The organism is Johannesbaptistia floridana, from assembly GCF_057440575.1.
In genome coordinates this window covers 1-16,860 of the sequence record NZ_JALKVM010000174.1, presented here as the reverse complement: position 1 = coordinate 16,860, position 16,860 = coordinate 1, and the positions used below count along the sequence as shown (strand labels likewise).

The 16,860-nt window shown below is 38.7% G+C and carries 11 protein-coding genes and 1 pseudogene; 6 read left to right on the top strand and 6 right to left on the bottom strand.

Annotation, left to right across the window (positions count from 1 at the left end; genetic code table 11):
* Positions 1 to 517: 517 nt before the first annotated feature.
* Entirely contained in the window at positions 518 to 1,609 is a 1,092-nt protein-coding gene (locus MW688_RS12000) for an RNA polymerase sigma factor, RpoD/SigA family (RefSeq protein WP_486736223.1), read from the top strand.
* A gap of 181 nt (positions 1,610 to 1,790) precedes the next feature.
* Here the strand turns inward: MW688_RS12000 and mutL are convergent, their stop codons facing one another.
* Positions 1,791 to 3,485 (bottom strand): DNA mismatch repair endonuclease MutL, encoded by a 1,695-nt coding sequence (mutL, locus tag MW688_RS11995; protein WP_486736222.1) that lies wholly within the window; start codon positions 3,483 to 3,485, stop codon positions 1,791 to 1,793.
* 88 nt (positions 3,486 to 3,573) lie between these two features.
* Between mutL and MW688_RS11990 the strand changes: the two genes are divergently transcribed.
* Together MW688_RS11990 and MW688_RS11985 are read left to right on the top strand one after the other, a co-directional pair.
* Positions 3,574 to 4,326 carry an ABC transporter ATP-binding protein gene (locus MW688_RS11990; protein ID WP_486736221.1) on the top strand — a complete coding sequence of 251 codons (753 nt, stop codon included), beginning with the start codon at positions 3,574 to 3,576 and terminating at the stop codon, positions 4,324 to 4,326.
* Between the two features lie 353 nt (positions 4,327 to 4,679).
* On the top strand, positions 4,680 to 5,399 hold the full coding sequence (locus MW688_RS11985; RefSeq protein ID WP_486736220.1) for a lipoate--protein ligase family protein: 720 nt from the start codon (positions 4,680 to 4,682) through the stop codon (positions 5,397 to 5,399).
* 16 nt (positions 5,400 to 5,415) lie between these two features.
* Here the strand turns inward: MW688_RS11985 and MW688_RS11980 are convergent, their stop codons facing one another.
* Together MW688_RS11980 and MW688_RS11975 are read right to left on the bottom strand one after the other, a co-directional pair.
* Complete coding sequence (locus MW688_RS11980; protein WP_486736219.1) at positions 5,416 to 5,844, bottom strand: universal stress protein; 429 nt, start codon at positions 5,842 to 5,844, stop codon at positions 5,416 to 5,418.
* A 16-nt stretch (positions 5,845 to 5,860) separates the two neighbouring features.
* The gene (locus tag MW688_RS11975; protein WP_486736218.1) at positions 5,861 to 7,423 is read right to left on the bottom strand and encodes an alanine/glycine:cation symporter family protein; all 1,563 of its coding nucleotides are present in this window, start codon (positions 7,421 to 7,423) and stop codon (positions 5,861 to 5,863) included.
* Positions 7,424 to 7,645: 222 nt separating this feature from the next.
* On the opposite strand from MW688_RS11975, the gene MW688_RS11970 reads away from it, so the two are divergent.
* Positions 7,646 to 7,882 carry a tellurite resistance TerB family protein gene (locus MW688_RS11970; RefSeq protein WP_486736217.1) on the top strand — a complete coding sequence of 79 codons (237 nt, stop codon included), beginning with the start codon at positions 7,646 to 7,648 and terminating at the stop codon, positions 7,880 to 7,882.
* Between the two features lie 196 nt (positions 7,883 to 8,078).
* Here MW688_RS11970 and MW688_RS11965 read toward each other — a convergent pair whose 3' ends face one another.
* Positions 8,079 to 8,798, bottom strand: coding sequence for a PEP-CTERM sorting domain-containing protein (locus tag MW688_RS11965; RefSeq protein WP_486736215.1), 720 nt, complete (start codon positions 8,796 to 8,798; stop codon positions 8,079 to 8,081).
* Positions 8,799 to 9,155: 357 nt separating this feature from the next.
* On the opposite strand from MW688_RS11965, the gene MW688_RS11960 reads away from it, so the two are divergent.
* Positions 9,156 to 9,764, top strand: coding sequence for a Uma2 family endonuclease (locus tag MW688_RS11960; RefSeq protein ID WP_486736213.1), 609 nt, complete (start codon positions 9,156 to 9,158; stop codon positions 9,762 to 9,764).
* Positions 9,765 to 10,844: 1,080 nt separating this feature from the next.
* Here the strand turns inward: MW688_RS11960 and psaB are convergent.
* Together psaB and psaA are read right to left on the bottom strand one after the other, a co-directional pair.
* A complete protein-coding gene (gene psaB, locus MW688_RS11955; RefSeq protein WP_486736212.1) occupies positions 10,845 to 13,061 on the bottom strand; it encodes a photosystem I core protein PsaB in 2,217 nt (738 codons plus the stop codon).
* A 139-nt stretch (positions 13,062 to 13,200) separates the two neighbouring features.
* On the bottom strand, positions 13,201 to 15,456 hold the full coding sequence (gene psaA / locus MW688_RS11950; protein WP_486736211.1) for a photosystem I core protein PsaA: 2,256 nt from the start codon (positions 15,454 to 15,456) through the stop codon (positions 13,201 to 13,203).
* 395 nt (positions 15,457 to 15,851) lie between these two features.
* Between psaA and MW688_RS11945 the strand changes: the two are divergent.
* Positions 15,852 to 16,860: pseudogene (locus MW688_RS11945) on the top strand (hypothetical protein); the annotation flags it as partial.

Below are 16,860 nucleotides of genomic sequence, written 5' to 3'. Positions count from 1 at the left end.
AAACTCATTACTCAACCACAACCAGTAACTTTTGATAAAGATGCAAGATCTGAGTTGACCGCGTCTGGGCGATAGATGACCTTTGCTACTTTTCTTAGGCGAAAGAGAAATGAACTTTTTCTGAGGTTAATTTAGTACATAAGTACTAGTGCAAGATATGAGTCAAGCTAAATTGATGATTTTCGCACCGTTAATCACAGCATAATTTTGTAATGACCATAACAAATAAAAAAATTTTTTCTGCTAATCTAAACAACAATATAAAAATTCCCAAAAAACCTGAGGTAGATTTTCTGTTTCCTATTCCCTATTCCCTAATCAGTTATATCAGTACAAAAAACGGTTTTGACATATAAAAGTCGTAACCCCAACCCGAACTATTCCCTGTGTACATTATTAACTCAAATTTTGCATATTTAGCCAAAGTTACTGATGATTACTATCATCAATATAACTTATAGAAAAAATAGTTTCTTAAAAATTGTTCAAAAAATTTAATTAACATCTTGAAATGCTTATGAATATAGATAATCATGATTTCGATTCTAATCTTACTCAATCTCATCAAGAAATATCTGATAGTTTAGTAGAAGTTTACTTATCATCTCTACAAGAAGAAATCTCCAAAGAAAAATCAAAAGGAAAAACGCCACGCAAGCTAGACGATACATTAGGTAACTTCTTTAAAGAAATGGCCCGTTATCCATTGCTGAAACCAGAAGAAGAGTTAATATTAGCCCGCCAAGTGAAATTCCTCGTAGATGTAGAAAAAAAACGTCAAGAGTTAGAATCACAACTAAAGCGTCAACCCAGTAAACAAGAATTAGTAAATGCTTTAGAGTTAAAAAGCATTGGGCAATTAGATAATTTACTATACCAAGGACGTGTAGCTAAACGCAAGATGATTCGCTCCAATCTCAGATTAGTCGTATCTATAGCTAAACGTTATTTAAACCGAGGAGTACCCTTTTTAGATTTAATTCAAGAAGGCGCCGTAGGTTTGAACCGCGCTACAGAAAAATTTGACCCCGACAAAGGATATAAATTCTCTACCTACGCTTATTGGTGGATTCGCCAAGGAATTACTCGCACAATTGCCAATGATGCCCGCACAATTAGACTACCAATTCACATTGTCGAAAAATTAAATAAACTTAAAAAAGCACAGAGGGTACTTAAACAGCGATTATTACGCAATCCCACAGAAACCGAAGTTGCTGAAGAAATGGAAATTTCTCTGCATCACCTACATTATCTACAGCAATTAAAAAAACAATCTCTCTCTCTTAATCATCGCATTGGTAAAGAACAAGATACAGAATTAATTGATTTGTTAGAAGATAATGAATTGCAATTGCCAGAAAACAAAATGAATGAAGCAATGATGCGTCATGAAATCTCAGAAGTTTTAAGAGAAGTTTTGACAGAAAGAGAAAGAGACGTAATTTATCTGCGTTATGGATTGAGCGCTAATCAAGCCTACACTTTAGAAGAGGTTGGGGGACTATTTAATCTTTCTCGGGAAAGAGTGCGGCAAATTCAAACTAAAGCTATGCGTAAATTACGTCGTCCTCAAGTTGCCAGCCGTCTCAAAGGTTGGCTATCTTAAACTCATATCTTGCATCTTTACCTAATGTTACTGGTTGGGGTTGAGTAATGAGTTTTGAAGTAATGAGTTTTGAAGTAATGAGTAATGGGTAATGAGTTAAAGAATTAATGCGATCGCGCTTGAAAATTGATTCTCGCTTGTTGGCCTATTTAGTACTTTTGTTCTGGTGCTTTGATCTGAGTTAAATACCATGACTTTTACCTATTACCCAATGACGACGAAAAAAGCGAGCTAAGGCAGATTCTTCTAAGGATAAATAAATAGGACGTCCATGAGGGCAAGTACGAGGATTACGGGTAACTTTCCATTGGTTAATTAAATCTTGCATCTGGACTAAACTCATATTAGTACCATTGCGAATAGCACTGCGGCAGGCAGTGGCTACTTGGGCAGCTTGTAAATCTCCACCTTGACTTAATTCAACCAAAGCATCGGCACAATCTTCACGTTTAACTAACATAGCTGGTGCATTACGCACCGCCCAAAGTTGTTCACCAAAAGACTCTACTTCTATACCGAGTTTTTCTAATTGTGCGATCGCCTTTTCACTGAGTTGGTTAAGAATGATTGGTTTATCTAAGGAAACTAACTGCCAATCGTCTTGTAATTGTTCGTATAAAACTCTCTCATGGGCAATATGTTGTTCTACTAACCATAATCCTTGTGGGTGTTCGACCACTATATAGGTTTTATTAACTTGGGCTACAGCAGTTAAAGCAATTAATTCTAGGGAAGTATTTGAGTTTTCATGAGACTTAGAGATATCTTGATCAAAACGATAGTTTTCTTTTACTTCTGCTACTTTGAATAGTTGTTTGACACGTTGATTTGCTCCTGATTGGGTGAGATAGTCAGCATTGAGACGCAGTAGTTGTTCGATAGTTTCTTTAATTTGTGTTTGATAAAAATTAGTTGATTGAATATATATTTCTGATTTAGCAGGGTGACGATTCCAGTCAATTTGTTGAGGAGAAATTTGAAGATGTATGAAACATAGGGGATAGCGATCCGTTGGCAAGATTCTCGCCGTAGTGCTTAATATACTTTGCTCTAAGGGTTGCGATTTCACTACACGCCCATTGACAGCTACTTTGATCCAATCTGCTCTTTGACGGTGACAACGGTCTGGTAATCCTAAAATTAGGGCTATCTTTTCTTTGGTTATTTCTCCGTGAGGTGGTATTTCAAATTCTTTGTAAGCTACATCGCTACTAGTAACTTGTTTGATAACTTGAGGGATAATGCCTAGGGAATTTTCACTAGGGCTAATCTTTAACCAAAGTCGATCATCAAGACGAATTTGCCAGTTAACGTGGGGATGACACAAAGACATTTCAGCAATCATTGTCTGAAGTCTCTTGAGTTGCTTAGAATTGTTCCCTAACACCTCTCTTCTGACTTGCCAATTGCTAAATAAATTACGTACCGTGATAATTGTGCCGGGAGCGATCGCCACTTGAGTTTCCCCAATATTTTCTCCATTTTCATAGCTAATTTTCCAGCCACAGCTATCTGAATTGTGGGGGCGACTCAGAATTTCTAAATCTGCTAATTGAGCTAAGCTATATAGGGCTTCCCCTCGAAATCCTAGAGTCCTAATTTGATGTAAATCTGCTTCACTGTTAATTTTACTGGTACCATGGGGAGCACAAGCTAGGCGTAAATCTCTCAAAGACATCCCACAACCATTGTCAGATACTTGTATTCGCCAAGCCTCTGGCCAAAGAGAGACAAATATGCGATTAGCCCCGGCATCTAGAGAATTTTCTACTAATTCTCTCACCACCGCTTCAATTGAATCAATTACTTGACCTGCGGCTAAAAGAGCGGTAACATCTTTAGATAATATGTTGATTTTTTCTCTTTGATTAATCACTCTCAATGGCCTAACTCTATACTTGTTCTTTTTATGTTAATGAAAGAATAAGCATAACTTAATTTTTGCTAATTTGCATAATCTTCCTATGTCTTCTGTTGTTCTTAAGGTAGACGACGTTACTTTACAATCTTCTGTGGGTAATCAGTATATTCTCAAAAATATCTGTTTTAGTGTAAACTCAAAGGAGCGCTTAGGGATTATTGGCACAGTTGGATCCGGGAAAAGTTCTCTTTTACGTTTACTTAATCGACTTAATAGTCCTACTAGGGGTGAAATTTACTTCCAGGGGCAAAATATATCTAGTTTTCCTGTGATTAATCTACGTAGACAAATAGTTTTAGTTCCTCAAGAACCAAAACTGCTAGAAATGAGCGTGGCTGAAACTTTAGCCTATCCTCTAATTTTACAAAATTTTCCCCAGGAAAATATTAATAAGCGCTTAAGTTTTTGGTGCCATCAACTGAAAATACCGGAAGCTTGGTTAGATAGAACAGAGTTACAGTTGTCTTTAGGACAAAGACAATTAGTGGCGATCGCCCGTGCTCTAATTATGGAACCTTCAATCATCTTATTAGATGAGCCTACTTCTGCTTTAGATTTTGGCGTTGCTGCTAATCTTATTGAGATTTTAATCAATTTAGCCCAAGAACACAATATAACTATAATTATGGTTAATCATCAACTTAATATAGTGGAAGATTTTTCTCAAAGAGTTATTTGGCTTAATCAGGGAGAAGTGTATCAAGATATCCCCTCCAATCAAATTAATTGGCTTGATATTCCCTCACAATTTAGTTTAATTCAACAGGAAAATAATAGTGAGTGGGAAGAAGAGTAAGCTTAACAAAAAAATTTAATTATACCAAATCCTAGTTATAAAACCCCGGTTCGTAGTAGGGCTTTAGCCCTATAATATCAAGTTCGGGTGAATACTTACGATAAAAATGAGGTGAGGCTCCGAGAGGCTCCGAGAGGCAGCTATGCTGAAAGAAAAGAAGAAGGTATGAAGGTAGAACTTTATCATAACTAATTAAACGGACATGATATAAACCTTTATAATCAGTTTTAGTTATCTCTAGTTTTTTCTAGATCTTTTGGACCTTTAGTCCAACTACGAACCTGGTTTTAACTGGGATATATAAACTGGATGCGAGTATTATAAATTAACTCATTACTTATTACTCTTAACTTATGACTAAATGGCGCTATATACCTCCCTTAGAAGCCAATGGCAAGATACAAATGGCCATAGATAGTTGGTTACTCCAAAAACATCAACAGGGAATACACCCATCTACCCTGAGATTCTATACTTGGTCACCTCCAGCAATTTCTCTGGGATATCATCAGCGTCGCTATCCCCAACATTGGCAAAAATTAACTTGGGAGGGGAAACCTGTAGATATTGTTAAGCGTCCAACTGGTGGTAGGGCTGTACTTCATCATGATGATTTAACCTATATGATTGTCACTTCTGGTCTATCAGGAAAAATCATTGATGTTTATAAGTATTTGTGCGAGTTTCTCATTGTTGGTTGGCAATCTCTGGGTATTAATTTACATTATGGAGAAGGAGGTAGAGAATATCTAGGCAACCCCAATTGTTTAGCCACTAGTACGCCTGCTGACTTAGTTACTGAAGATGGATATAAGTTTATTGGTAGTGCTTTACTCAAGCAAGGTAATTATTACCTTCAGCATGGTTCCATAAGAATAGGGACAAATTGGCAATTGTATAATCAAGTTTTTGGTACCAATTTATCCCAGATGAATGATTTTGCTTTACCTGATTTAAATCAGATAGTTACTAGTCTTTGTGCAGCAGCAGAAACTTTAGATATTGAATTAGTTACTCAACCTCTGTCCTCTCAAGAATGGTCTGAAATTGTTACTTTTTCTCCTAAAGATTAGTAACTAATCCCAAAATTTATTTACGCAATACCAAAACAGGGCAATTTGAATATTTAATAACTCTTTCGGTTACAGATCCCATGAGAAAACGATTTAACCCAGTACGGCCATAACAGGGAATAATAATCAGCTCTATATTATTATCTTGAGCATAGTCGATAATTTCCTCGCTGGGATTGCCTATTTTTACCTCAAAATTAACTTGCTGATACTTACTATCAGGATAGAGTTCATTGAAGTTTTTGCGTACATTCTCTTTACGAGTATCATCGTTAACTGTGTTCCACATCACACCAGGTTCTACTGGGGAAAGCTCAGGAAGAACGTGTAGAACATGTAGGTGACTTGGAGAATCTACAAATTTTAAGGCTTCTTCTTGAGCTAAAAAAGACATGTCGGAAAAATCTATAGGCACCAATACTCGATTTTTTTTAAATAGACTCATTCTTTTAGGTTTCTTACTATTTTACTCCAGTTTCCATCTTCGCAGGTTCATAAGTAGGCATATTTCCTGACTTGAGTCTGGAGAGGTAGTCTTTGAGATCGTCAGCTATTTCTCCAGACATGATGTAACAACCAATTAGGTTAGGAAAGGCCATTGCTAATAGCAACATATCGGTAAACTCAAGGGCTGCACCTGTATCTACACTAGCACCTATAGTAATTCCTAAAATGAATAAGATTCGGGCTACTATTTTACTGCGCTGCCCAAAAACATAAGTTAAAGCCATTTCTCCATAATAGGCAGTAGAAATTAACGTCGAAAAGGCAAACAGGAAGACGGCTATTGCTAAAATATAGGGAAACCAACTAATTACACTGGCAAAGGCATCAGAGGTCATGCTTACTCCATCTAATCCTTCGCCTCGTTCGTTGAGATATTCACCAGTGATAACAATTACTAGGGCGGTCATGTTGCAAACAATCACTGTGTCTATAAAAGGCTCTAGTAAAGCAACGAAGCCTTCTCGAATCGGTTCACTAGTTTTGGCGGCAGAGTGGGCAATGGATGCAGTACCAATTCCTGCTTCATTGGAGTAAGCTGAACGTCTCAACCCAATAGCAAAGGTAGCCAGAAATCCTCCAGCAATTGCAGCACTGGGATTAAAAGCTTGGGAAATGATAGTACCTATCGCGGCAGGAATCTGAGTTACGTTTACTAGGATAATCCACAGACAGGCTAGGACGTAAATGACTCCCATAGCTGGTACTAGAGTGCTGGTAACTACACCAATACGTTGAATACCACCGAAAATAATTAATCCTACTAAAATAGCTACGGCAATACTGTAAACGGGAGCAGGAACAGCTGGGAAAACATTGGCTATAGCCTCATAAGACTGATTTGTCTGGAAAATACTTGCAGCAATAATTGTTGAACCTGCACAAAATATCGCAAATATTATCGCCATTGCTTTTCCTAAAGGACGCAACCCTCTTCTAGCTAGACCTTTTGTTAAATAGTACATTGGCCCCCCTGATATACTTCCATCAGGTTTGACCAAACGATATTTAACTCCCAATGTGCATTCTACAAATTTACTACTCATTCCTAGTAAACCTGCCACTGTTAGCCAAAATATTGCTCCAGGACCACCTAGTTGAATGGCTATAGCAACCCCCGCAATGTTACCTATACCTACTGTACCGGATACTGCTGTACTCAAAGCTTGAAAGTGTGTCACCTCTCCTTCTTCATTGGGAAAGTCATATTTTCCTTTGACTATTTCAATGGCATGGGCAAATCCTTTGATATTGATAAAGCCCATCTTTAGAGTAAAAAAAACAGCTCCACATATCAGCCAAAGAACAATGAATTCAATGCCATTGTCTCCACCTATTTTGAAAAATAATACTTTTTCTAAAACGGGAACTAAATACTGGGCAAATATTTTATCGAATAAAGCGAAAATTCCTCCCCCTTCATCTTCTGTCGCTGCTAAGGATATACCAGGAATAGCCAGAAATAAAATTCCTAATAATATCGTATTTTTAATATTAAATTTCAAGTTTCTGCGTAACATTTTTTTATTTGCGTAATTTTTCTTAATATAGTGCTAATTTTTTTGGTAAAATGTAGTTAAATATACCATCATTTTGAAATAATTTGTCTTTATTTGTAATAAAATTAATCTTGAGATAAGATAAATCTACTGCTGGAAAAATCAAAGAAATTTGGATTATAATTCTCAGGTTGATTTGTTTTTACAGAAGATATTATGATCAAAATAAATACTTAAGAAATCATGGAAAACTCTCAAAGCAACAATAAGCCTTCTTCCCCAGAAGAACTAGAAAATTTAGCTCAACTTAAAAGTGTCATCGAAAAAGCGATCGCTGATGGAATTTTAACGAAAGAGGAAATGGAAACTATTAAAGCTGCAATAAAAGCTGATGGTAAAATTTCTCCTGAAGAGTTAAGATTATGTCGTGAATTAATCTGGAATAAAATAGATTCTGGGGAATTAGAATATGACTGGTAATCGATAAATTAGTAAGTAAATAGGTTAGGTTTTATACTTAGTTAAACCTAACCCAAAATTAATTTATAATTTGTTAATAAATTTTTGTGTCTATACAGACTAAAAGCTATCTAAAAAATTAATAAAGTATGGCTATTCACTCACACCTTTGGTTTCGTGTTTTATAGCCTTGTCGAAAGCTTAATTCAACAAAGATTTATTTTTTGGCTTTGCGTTTCATTGCACCGCCGAAACCTAAAACTACTAAAGATCCTAAGATAGTCATAGGTTCAGGAATAGGTACTTGTTGTGGTGTAGCGTCGATGGCGATACCATTGAACTCATTAGAAGGGCTGAAGGAAGTAGTAGCAGCATCACTAAATTGATAATCAACAACTTCAAAGGGATTTGCTGTTGGTGTATCTCCATTATTCAGAGCCCTTGCCCAGTTAAATGCACTACTACTATCATTAGTTAAAGTAATATAATAAGTAGTTCCTGCGGTTAATGTAGGAGTAGCTCCAGTGAATTCAAAGTAAGCGGGATCGTTAGTTCCAGGAGGGTTATTGATAGGATCAGTTATGTTAGGAGTAATAGATCCTAGTGATGTACCTGTAGGACTACCTACGTGGATAGTTGCTACTGGAGCTTCAGGAGGAACAGCATCATCACCATCGTAACCAATTAACCAAAATGTGGCACTTTCAAAAGTATAGTCTGGACCATTTGCAGGTACAGTAAATCCAAAGGCTTTAGATTGACCTAACTGCTCATTGTCTATTGTAGTAGTACCACCCGCCGCCGGTGCGAGAGAGCCATCAGCAGGAGAACCAATGTTACTGATTACAGTTGCTGCTAATGTAGATTGAGCAGATACAGCTAATAAACTAGTAGATGCTGCTGTTACCGCTAGAGTTGCTTTTATGAATTTTTTCATGTTAGCTATTGTTGTTTAAAGTAATTAATTATTTTAATTCCGTACTTGTGACATATTAATATAGATATGCTTTTAAAGTCAAGCTTAACAGCCAATTATAAAGTTATCTTTAAAATAGAATTTATTTATTGACAAAATATAGTTTATGTGATGTCTGTTTTGTATCTATCTATAGCCTTACGCATTAATAGGTATTTTCTTTCATTCAAATCTAGATGTCCTAACTATTTTTTGTACTGCTATAAAATTGTAAAAAGAGAAACCTCGCTAAAATCTTTGATTTAGGGGTGAGATTGTCAACAAATTAATCACACCATAAGATTATTCACAACTGCGAATTTATTAGGAAAAAATCTGATGATTGCCCAGCCTGAAATCCAATTCATGACTCCTCCAGAATACCTGGAATGGGAAGAAAAACAACCTCTCAAATACGAATATATCGATGGCCAGGTTTATGCTATGACTGGGGGAAACTTGGCCCATAACTCAGTTTCATTAAACTTGGCCTCTGCTCTGAAAAATCATCTTCGAGGCAAAGGATGCAAAGTCTTTATGGCAGATGCTAAAGTTGGCGTTTCCCAGGATGGGCCTTTTCACTATCCCGATGTAATGGTGACCTGTGACAGTAGGGATTTGACCTCTCGTCAGATGGTTTATCATCCCTGCTTAATTATCGAAGTGTTGTCCCCGAGTACAGAAGGCTTTGACCGTGGACGAAAATTTAGAAATTATCGTGGCATCACAACATTAAAAGAATACGTTTTAATTGATGCTGAACGGATGAATATCGAATGTTATCGACTGAATGAAAAAGGAAAATGGGAATTAACCGCTTATTCTCCAGAAGAAGCGAGTGAAAACAATACAGATTTAGAGATTGAACTCACAAGTATTAACTTTCAATATCCAATTTCCTTACTCTACGAAGACGTTGTTTTTCCAGGAGAAGTTAATAACGAATAAATTAGAAGAGTCTCCGGTTATATACTTAGGAATACTCAGATCTTGCATCTTTATCCAAAGTTACTTGTGGTGGATGAATAATGAGTAATGAGTAATGAGTAATGAGTAATGAGTAAGAAGTCTTGGAGTAAGAAGTCTTGAAGTCTTGAAGTCTTGAAGTCTTGAAGTAATGAATTAATGCTCAACGCTTAAAAATTGGTTGACCTTTGTAAGATCTTAGGCGAAAGAGAAATGAACTTTTTCTGAGGTTAATTTAGTACATAAGTACTGGTGCTTTGATATGAGAATAAAGGTAGGCAAGAGGCCAAAGCTAAAAAGATGGTATATTACCTGAGTAATAAAAAGGCAAAAAAAGTCACCCCGTCAAGGGCGCAAGTATGAGCGCCCCTACTTTACATTTCTGTTCCCTGTCATATTCATATCATGTCCGCTTATATACTTACGATTAAAATAGCAATAGGGAGCTCCGGGAGCTATTTTAACTTCAAGACTTCAAAACTCAAAACTCATTATTCATCCACTAGTAACATTAGCTAAAGATCAAGATCTGAGTATGAGTAGGGTGTGTTAGGGCGAAGCCCGTAACGCACCAAATTATGTCAGTAACCTGTAGCTTAGATCTTGCACCAGTGCAAGATATGGGTAAGGGGGGTTGCAATACTGCTTTTGTTAAGAGAAAATTATTGATTAGAGTAAGGTTGAAAGGAGATTAATTACAAAGCCAAAAACCCCTCTGTTGAAGCTCCCGTGCTCCGGTGCTCCCTGCTATACAAGGGTTTCAGAGTTCCTTATAAAGCATAGCAGTATTGAGGGGGGTTGGGGGTATCATTTGTGATAAATCAAAATATATTGTGTTATAGCAGTGCTCGTTGTAGTGTTAACCATATTTAGATAAACTTTTCCCCCCAAACCCCCCTTATTAAAGGGGGGCTTTTCATGATAACTGTAAACATCTATTTGCTCATTGCTATAACATCACTGCGCTCACTGCTATAACCTCAATAAAAATAAGTCCCTACCTTAGAAAATAAGATAGGGACTTATTAATTACTTAACTAAAGAAGATTAGTTAAGGGCTTGTTAACCGAACTTACCTGCTGTCGAAGCAATCAGGAAGGCGGCGTAAGTAAAGACGTAGCCAACTGTGAAGTGAGCTAATCCTACTAAACGAGCTTGAACGATAGAGAGAGCAACGGGCTTGTCTTTCCAGCGAACTAGGTTAGCTAGAGGAGTGCGCTCGTGTGCCCAAACGATAGTTTCAATCAGCTCTTGCCAGTATCCTCTCCAAGAGATGAGGAACATGAAACCAGTAGCCCAAACTAGGTGTCCAAAGAGGAACATCCAAGCCCAGACAGATAGGTTGTTAACACCGTAGGGGTTGTAACCGTTAATTAATTGAGCGGAGTTAGCCCAGAGATAATCACGGAACCAGCCCATTAGGTAGGTAGAGTTTTCATTGAATTGAGCTACGTTACCTTGCCAAATACCTAGATGTTTCCAGTGCCAGTAGAAGGTTACCCAACCTAGAGTGTTGAGCATCCAGAACATAGCGAGGTAGAAAGCATCCCAGGCAGAGATATCACAAGTACCACCACGGCCAGGTCCATCACAAGGGAAGGAGAAGCCGAAGTCTTTCTTGTCGGGCATTAGTTTAGAGCCACGGGCATCTAAAGCACCTTTAACAAGAATTAAGGTAGTAGTGTGTAAACCAAGAGCGATCGCATGGTGTACTAGGAAGTCGCCAGGACCGATGGTTAAGAATAGAGAGTTAGTTCCACTGTTGATTGCATCTAGCCAGCCTGGTAACCAAACTGCGCTGGTGGTGGATGCCACACTATCGGGGTTAGATAGCAGTGTGTCGAAGCCGTAGAGAACTTTACCGTGAGCTCCTTGAATGAACTGGGCGAACACTGGTTCAATGAGGATTTGTTTCTCGGGAGTTCCGAAGGCAACTACTACATCATTGTGTACATAGAGACCGAGGGTATGGAAACCTAGGAAGAGGGATACCCAGCTTAAGTGGGAGATAATCGCTTCCTTGTGCTCTAGAACTCTTGCTAGTACGTTATCTTTGTTAGCTTCTGGATCGTAATCTCTGACTAGGAAGATAGCACCATGAGCAAAAGCACCTACCATAATAAATCCAGCAATGTACTGGTGATGGGTATAAAGTGCTGCTTGGGTGGTGTAATCTCTGGCCATAAAGGCGTATGGTGGCAGAGCGTACATGTGCTGGGCTACCAAAGAAGTCACTACACCTAAAGAAGCTAAAGCTAGAGCTAATTGGAAGTGTAGAGAGTTGTTGATAGTGTCGTAGAGACCAGCGTGTCCATTTCCTAACATACCGCCAAAGGGAGTACCTTCGGGGGGTCTGTGAGTTTTGAGAATCTCTTTGATGCTGTGGCCGATACCAAAGTTTGTACGATACATGTGACCTGCGATAATGAAGATCACGGCGATCGCCAAGTGGTGGTGAGCCATATCAGTCAACCACAAAGATTCTGTTTGAGGGTGGAATCCTCCCAAGAAGGTTAGAATTGCTGTTCCTGCGCCTTCTGATGTCCCGAAGATGTGGTTAGCAGTATCTGGGTTTTGAGCGTATACTCCCCAGTTTCCTGTGAAGAAAGGTGCTAATCCTGCGGGATGAGGAGGTGTAGTTAGGAAGTTATCCCAACCTACGTGTTGTCCTCTTGATTCAGGAATTGCCACGTGAACTAGGTGACCTGTCCATGCTAGGGAGCTTACACCAAACAAACCTGCTAGGTGGTGGTTGAGTCTTGACTCTGCATTCTTGAACCAAGATAGACTTGGACGGAATTTAGGTTGTAAGTGTAACCAACCTGCGAATAAGAATACAGAAGATAGAATCAACAGGAATACTGCACCTTGGTACAGGTCACTGTTTGTAGTCATCCCTATGGTGTAAAACCAGTGGTATACACCTGAATATGCTATATTTACTGGGTTAGATGCTCCCGCTTGTGTAAATGCGTCTAGAGCACCTTGACCGAAGTGAGGGTCCCAAATTGCGTGAGCAATAGGACGTACATTCAGAGGATCTTTGATCCACTGCTCGAAGTTACCTTGCCAGGCTACGTGAAATATGGTGCCGGAAGTCCACAGAAAGATGATCGCGATGTGGCCGAAATGAGAAGCAAAAATCTTTTGATAGAGATTTTCTTCAGTCATCCCATCGTGAGTTTCAAAATCGTGGGCTGTAGCTATCCCATACCAAATACGACGTGTAGTTGGGTCTTGTGCGAGATCCTGGCTAAATTTTGGAAATTTAGTTGCCATAGCTATAAACAGAAGGTCTCCTGTTTGTGAACAATTGAGCTTATGCGATATTTACTGCTAGCTTGTGCTTTTTTCTATTGTACACCTGGAACCATTGGTTCCAGGTATCGGTTGCGAAAAATTTGCACTTATTTAGGTTTTACCCTACTGCGAGTATTCTAGCTAAGAAGAATGCCCATGTGGTTACAATTCCTCCTAGCAAGTAGTGAGCTACTCCTACTGCGCGTCCTTGAATGATACTCAAAGCGCGTGGTTGGATTGCTGGAGCTACTTTTAGTTTATTGTGAGCCCATACTATTGACTCTATTAATTCTTGCCAGTAACCACGTCCACTGAATAGGAACATGAGGCTAAAGGCAAAGATGAAGTGTCCAGCTAAGAACATTATGCCGTATGCTGACAAAGCTGACCCGTAGGAATTAATTACCTGTGCTGATTGAGCCCAGAGGAAGTCTCTTAGCCAACCATTGATAGTAATTGCACTTTGGGCAAAGTTACCCGCCGTGATATGAGCCACACTGCCATCTGGTTGTACTGTTCCCCACACATCTGACTGCATTTTCCAGCTAAAGTGGAAGATTACTATTGATAGTGAGTTATACATCCAGAATAGTCCTAGGAATACGTGGTCCCAGCCAGAAACTTGACAAGTACCACCACGTCCTGGTCCATCACAAGGGAAACGGAACCCTAGTTCAGCTTTATCAGGAATCAAACGAGAGTTACGGGCATACAGTACACCTTTTAGGAGTACTAGAACAGTTACGTGAATGGTGAACGCATGGATATGATGCACCATAAAGTCTGCTGTTCCTAACGCAATCGGCATCATTGCTACTTTTCCTCCCACCGCTACAATTCCACCACCAAAAGCATAGCTTACTGGTTCAATGGCATTGGGTGCTGTTCCACCGGGTGCTAGAGTGTGTAGGTTTTGTATCCACTGAGCAAAGATTGGTTGCAGTTGGATTGCTGTATCAGAGAACATATCTTGTGGACGACCTAACGCTCTCATGGTGTCGTTATGTACGTATAATCCGAAGCTATGGAAACCTAGGAAAATACATACCCAGTTTAGGTGAGAAATTAGGGCATCCCGTTGACGAAGAACTCTATCTAACAGGTTATCTATGTTTTTAGCTGGGTCGTAGTCACGCACCATAAATATCGCTGCGTGAGCTCCCGCACCTACGATTAAAAACCCTCCAATCCAAATATGATGTGTAAATATGGATAGTTGAGTTCCGTAATCTGTCGCTAAGTAGGGATATGGCGGCATCGCATACATGTGATGAGCCACGATGATTGTTAAAGAACCTAAGAGTGCTAGGTTTAATGCTAGTTGGGCGTGCCAAGAGGTTGTTAATATTTCGTAAAGACCTCTGTGGTTAGTTCCTGTAATTGGATCTTTTTGGCCTTCTAGAATTTCTTTGATGCTATGTCCTATACCCCAATTAGTGCGATACATGTGTCCTGCAATAATAAACAGTACTGCTATCGCTAGGTGGTGATGGGCTGTATCGGATAGCCATAAACCTCCTGTTACGGGGTTTAATCCTCCTTTGAAGGTTAAAAAGTCTGAATATACCCCCCAATTTAATGTAAAGAAGGGTTTTAATCCTTCTGCAAAGCTTGGATACAGCTCTGCCATTTTGCTTGAGTCCAGTATAAACTCATGGGGTAAAGGAATATCCTTAGGCGCTACACCCGCATCCAATAGTTTGTTTATTGGCAATGATACGTGTATTTGGTGTCCTGCCCAACCTAGGGATCCTAATCCTAGTAATCCTGCTAGGTGGTGGTTCAACATTGACTCTACATTCTGGAACCATTCCAGTTTTGGCGCACGCTTATGGTAGTGGAACCATCCTGCAAATAGCATTAAGCCTGCCATTACTAATCCACCAATTGCCGTGCAGTATAACTGAAACTCTGTTGTTATTCCAGAAGCTCTCCAAAGTTGGAAGAAACCTGATGTTATCTGAATTCCATGGAATCCACCGCCTACATCAGCATTTAATATATCTTGACCAACAATTGGCCAAACTACTTGGGCGCTTGGTTTTATGTTAGTTGGATCTGTTAACCACGCTTCATAGTTGGAAAAGCGAGCACCATGAAAATACATTCCACTTAGCCAGACGAATACTACTGCTAAATGGCCAAAGTGAGCACTAAAGATTTTCCGTGAAATATCTTCTAGGTCACTTGTTTGACTGTCGAAATCGTGGGCATCGGCATGTAGGTTCCAAATCCAAGTTGTGGTTTGGGGTCCCTTTGCCAGTGTCCGGTCAAAATGCCCTGGTTTTCCCCACTTCTCAAATGAAGTTGGTACTGGGTCTTTATCTACTACTATTTTGGCTTTCGCCTCTTTTTCTTGAGGACTTATTGTCATGAGGGTGTCTCCTCTCTCCACAAGACGTTTATCTTTTTCAAGGGGATTTTATCAGATTTGTTAACTAGTGTTAACTTAGTTTTTACTAAGCTTTTTCTACGATAACTCAACTGATCGTGTTTTGTTTATTGTTTTGGTTTTTTTTTCCTAAACAATTACTAATCACTATCTGCCATCTTAATGCTTCTTTTAACTCTTTTTACAAATGATTAACAATATTTAAAATTTCTTCTCTCTTCTTCCTTCTTTCTCTCTTTTCCTTAGTCTTATCCTGCTCAAAGTCAAGTTTTTTTGACTTTTCTTAACAAAACTTAATCTTAGATAATTTTAATAATAAAATGAGGCAAATTTCGCTATATTACCAAAGAAGAGTTAGGAAGAAAAAGAGTAACAAAATGTTAAGTCTCAGGTATAGATATAAATCAATAAAAACAATATTTATATACATATTAGTAGTAATAGTAATAGGGTTAAGCATAGGAGGATGTAGCGATCGCTTAAACAGTCAAGAAATAGGGGATTCAGCATCCGTAGCCAATCAAAATCAACCCCATCGTCTCTCAGAAGTGGCTTCGCCTGAGATTATCGACCAACTTGGTTCAATGTTAAGCATCTATCAACCTCAAGTAAGTATTATTAAACCAGAAGCTAACCAGATTTTCACTGATACCACTGTCAATGTAGAACTAGATGTCAAAGACTTACCCATTTTCCGAGATGAACAATTAGAGATGGGTCCTTACTTACAGTTAATTGTAGATAATGATCGATACATACCTATCTACGATCTCAATCAAGAAATAGCTATAAAGGATTTAGACCCGGGAACTCATACTTTGACAGTATTTGCGGTCAAACCCTGGCATGAAAGTTTTAAAAACGAAGGTGCTTACACTCAAACTCAGTTTCATATTTTTACACCTACCGACAAACAACCAGATTCTTCATTACCCCTACTGACATATAACAGTCCCCAAGGAGATTATGGGGCAGAACCAATCATGTTGGACTTTTATCTTACTAATGTACCTTTACATTTAGTTGCTAGAGAAAACCAAGAAGATGAGATCAATGACTGGCGAATTAGAGTAACTATCAATAATGAAAGCTTTTTATTAGATAGTTGGAAACCAGTTTACTTGACAGGCTTTCAACCTGGGGTTAACTGGGTGAAATTAGAGTTTATCGATGAGTTAGGTAACAGAATCGAAAATCTCTACAACACTACTGTAAAACTGATTAACTATACAGAGGGAGGAGAAGATACATTATCGAAACTTATGAGAGGTGAACTAACCCTAGAACAAGCAAGGTCAATTACTGATCCTAATTACACCACTACTCAAATACCAGAAGTACCAACTACAGAAGTAGAACCAGAAGAGTTGGAGACAACCCCAGAAG

Coding starts and splice junctions, on each gene's coding strand:
- MW688_RS11980 (WP_486736219.1), bottom strand. CDS start 5,844: ATGAGTCTATTTAAAAAAAATCGAGTATTGGTGCCTATAGATTTTTCC.
- MW688_RS11990 (WP_486736221.1), top strand. CDS start 3,574: ATGTCTTCTGTTGTTCTTAAGGTAGACGACGTTACTTTACAATCTTCT.
- MW688_RS11960 (WP_486736213.1), top strand. CDS start 9,156: ATGATTGCCCAGCCTGAAATCCAATTCATGACTCCTCCAGAATACCTG.
- MW688_RS11975 (WP_486736218.1), bottom strand. CDS start 7,423: ATGTTACGCAGAAACTTGAAATTTAATATTAAAAATACGATATTATTA.
- psaA (WP_486736211.1), bottom strand. CDS start 15,456: ATGACAATAAGTCCTCAAGAAAAAGAGGCGAAAGCCAAAATAGTAGTA.
- MW688_RS11985 (WP_486736220.1), top strand. CDS start 4,680: ATGACTAAATGGCGCTATATACCTCCCTTAGAAGCCAATGGCAAGATA.
- MW688_RS12000 (WP_486736223.1), top strand. CDS start 518: ATGAATATAGATAATCATGATTTCGATTCTAATCTTACTCAATCTCAT.
- MW688_RS11970 (WP_486736217.1), top strand. CDS start 7,646: ATGGAAAACTCTCAAAGCAACAATAAGCCTTCTTCCCCAGAAGAACTA.
- psaB (WP_486736212.1), bottom strand. CDS start 13,061: ATGGCAACTAAATTTCCAAAATTTAGCCAGGATCTCGCACAAGACCCA.
- MW688_RS11965 (WP_486736215.1), bottom strand. CDS start 8,798: ATGAAAAAATTCATAAAAGCAACTCTAGCGGTAACAGCAGCATCTACT.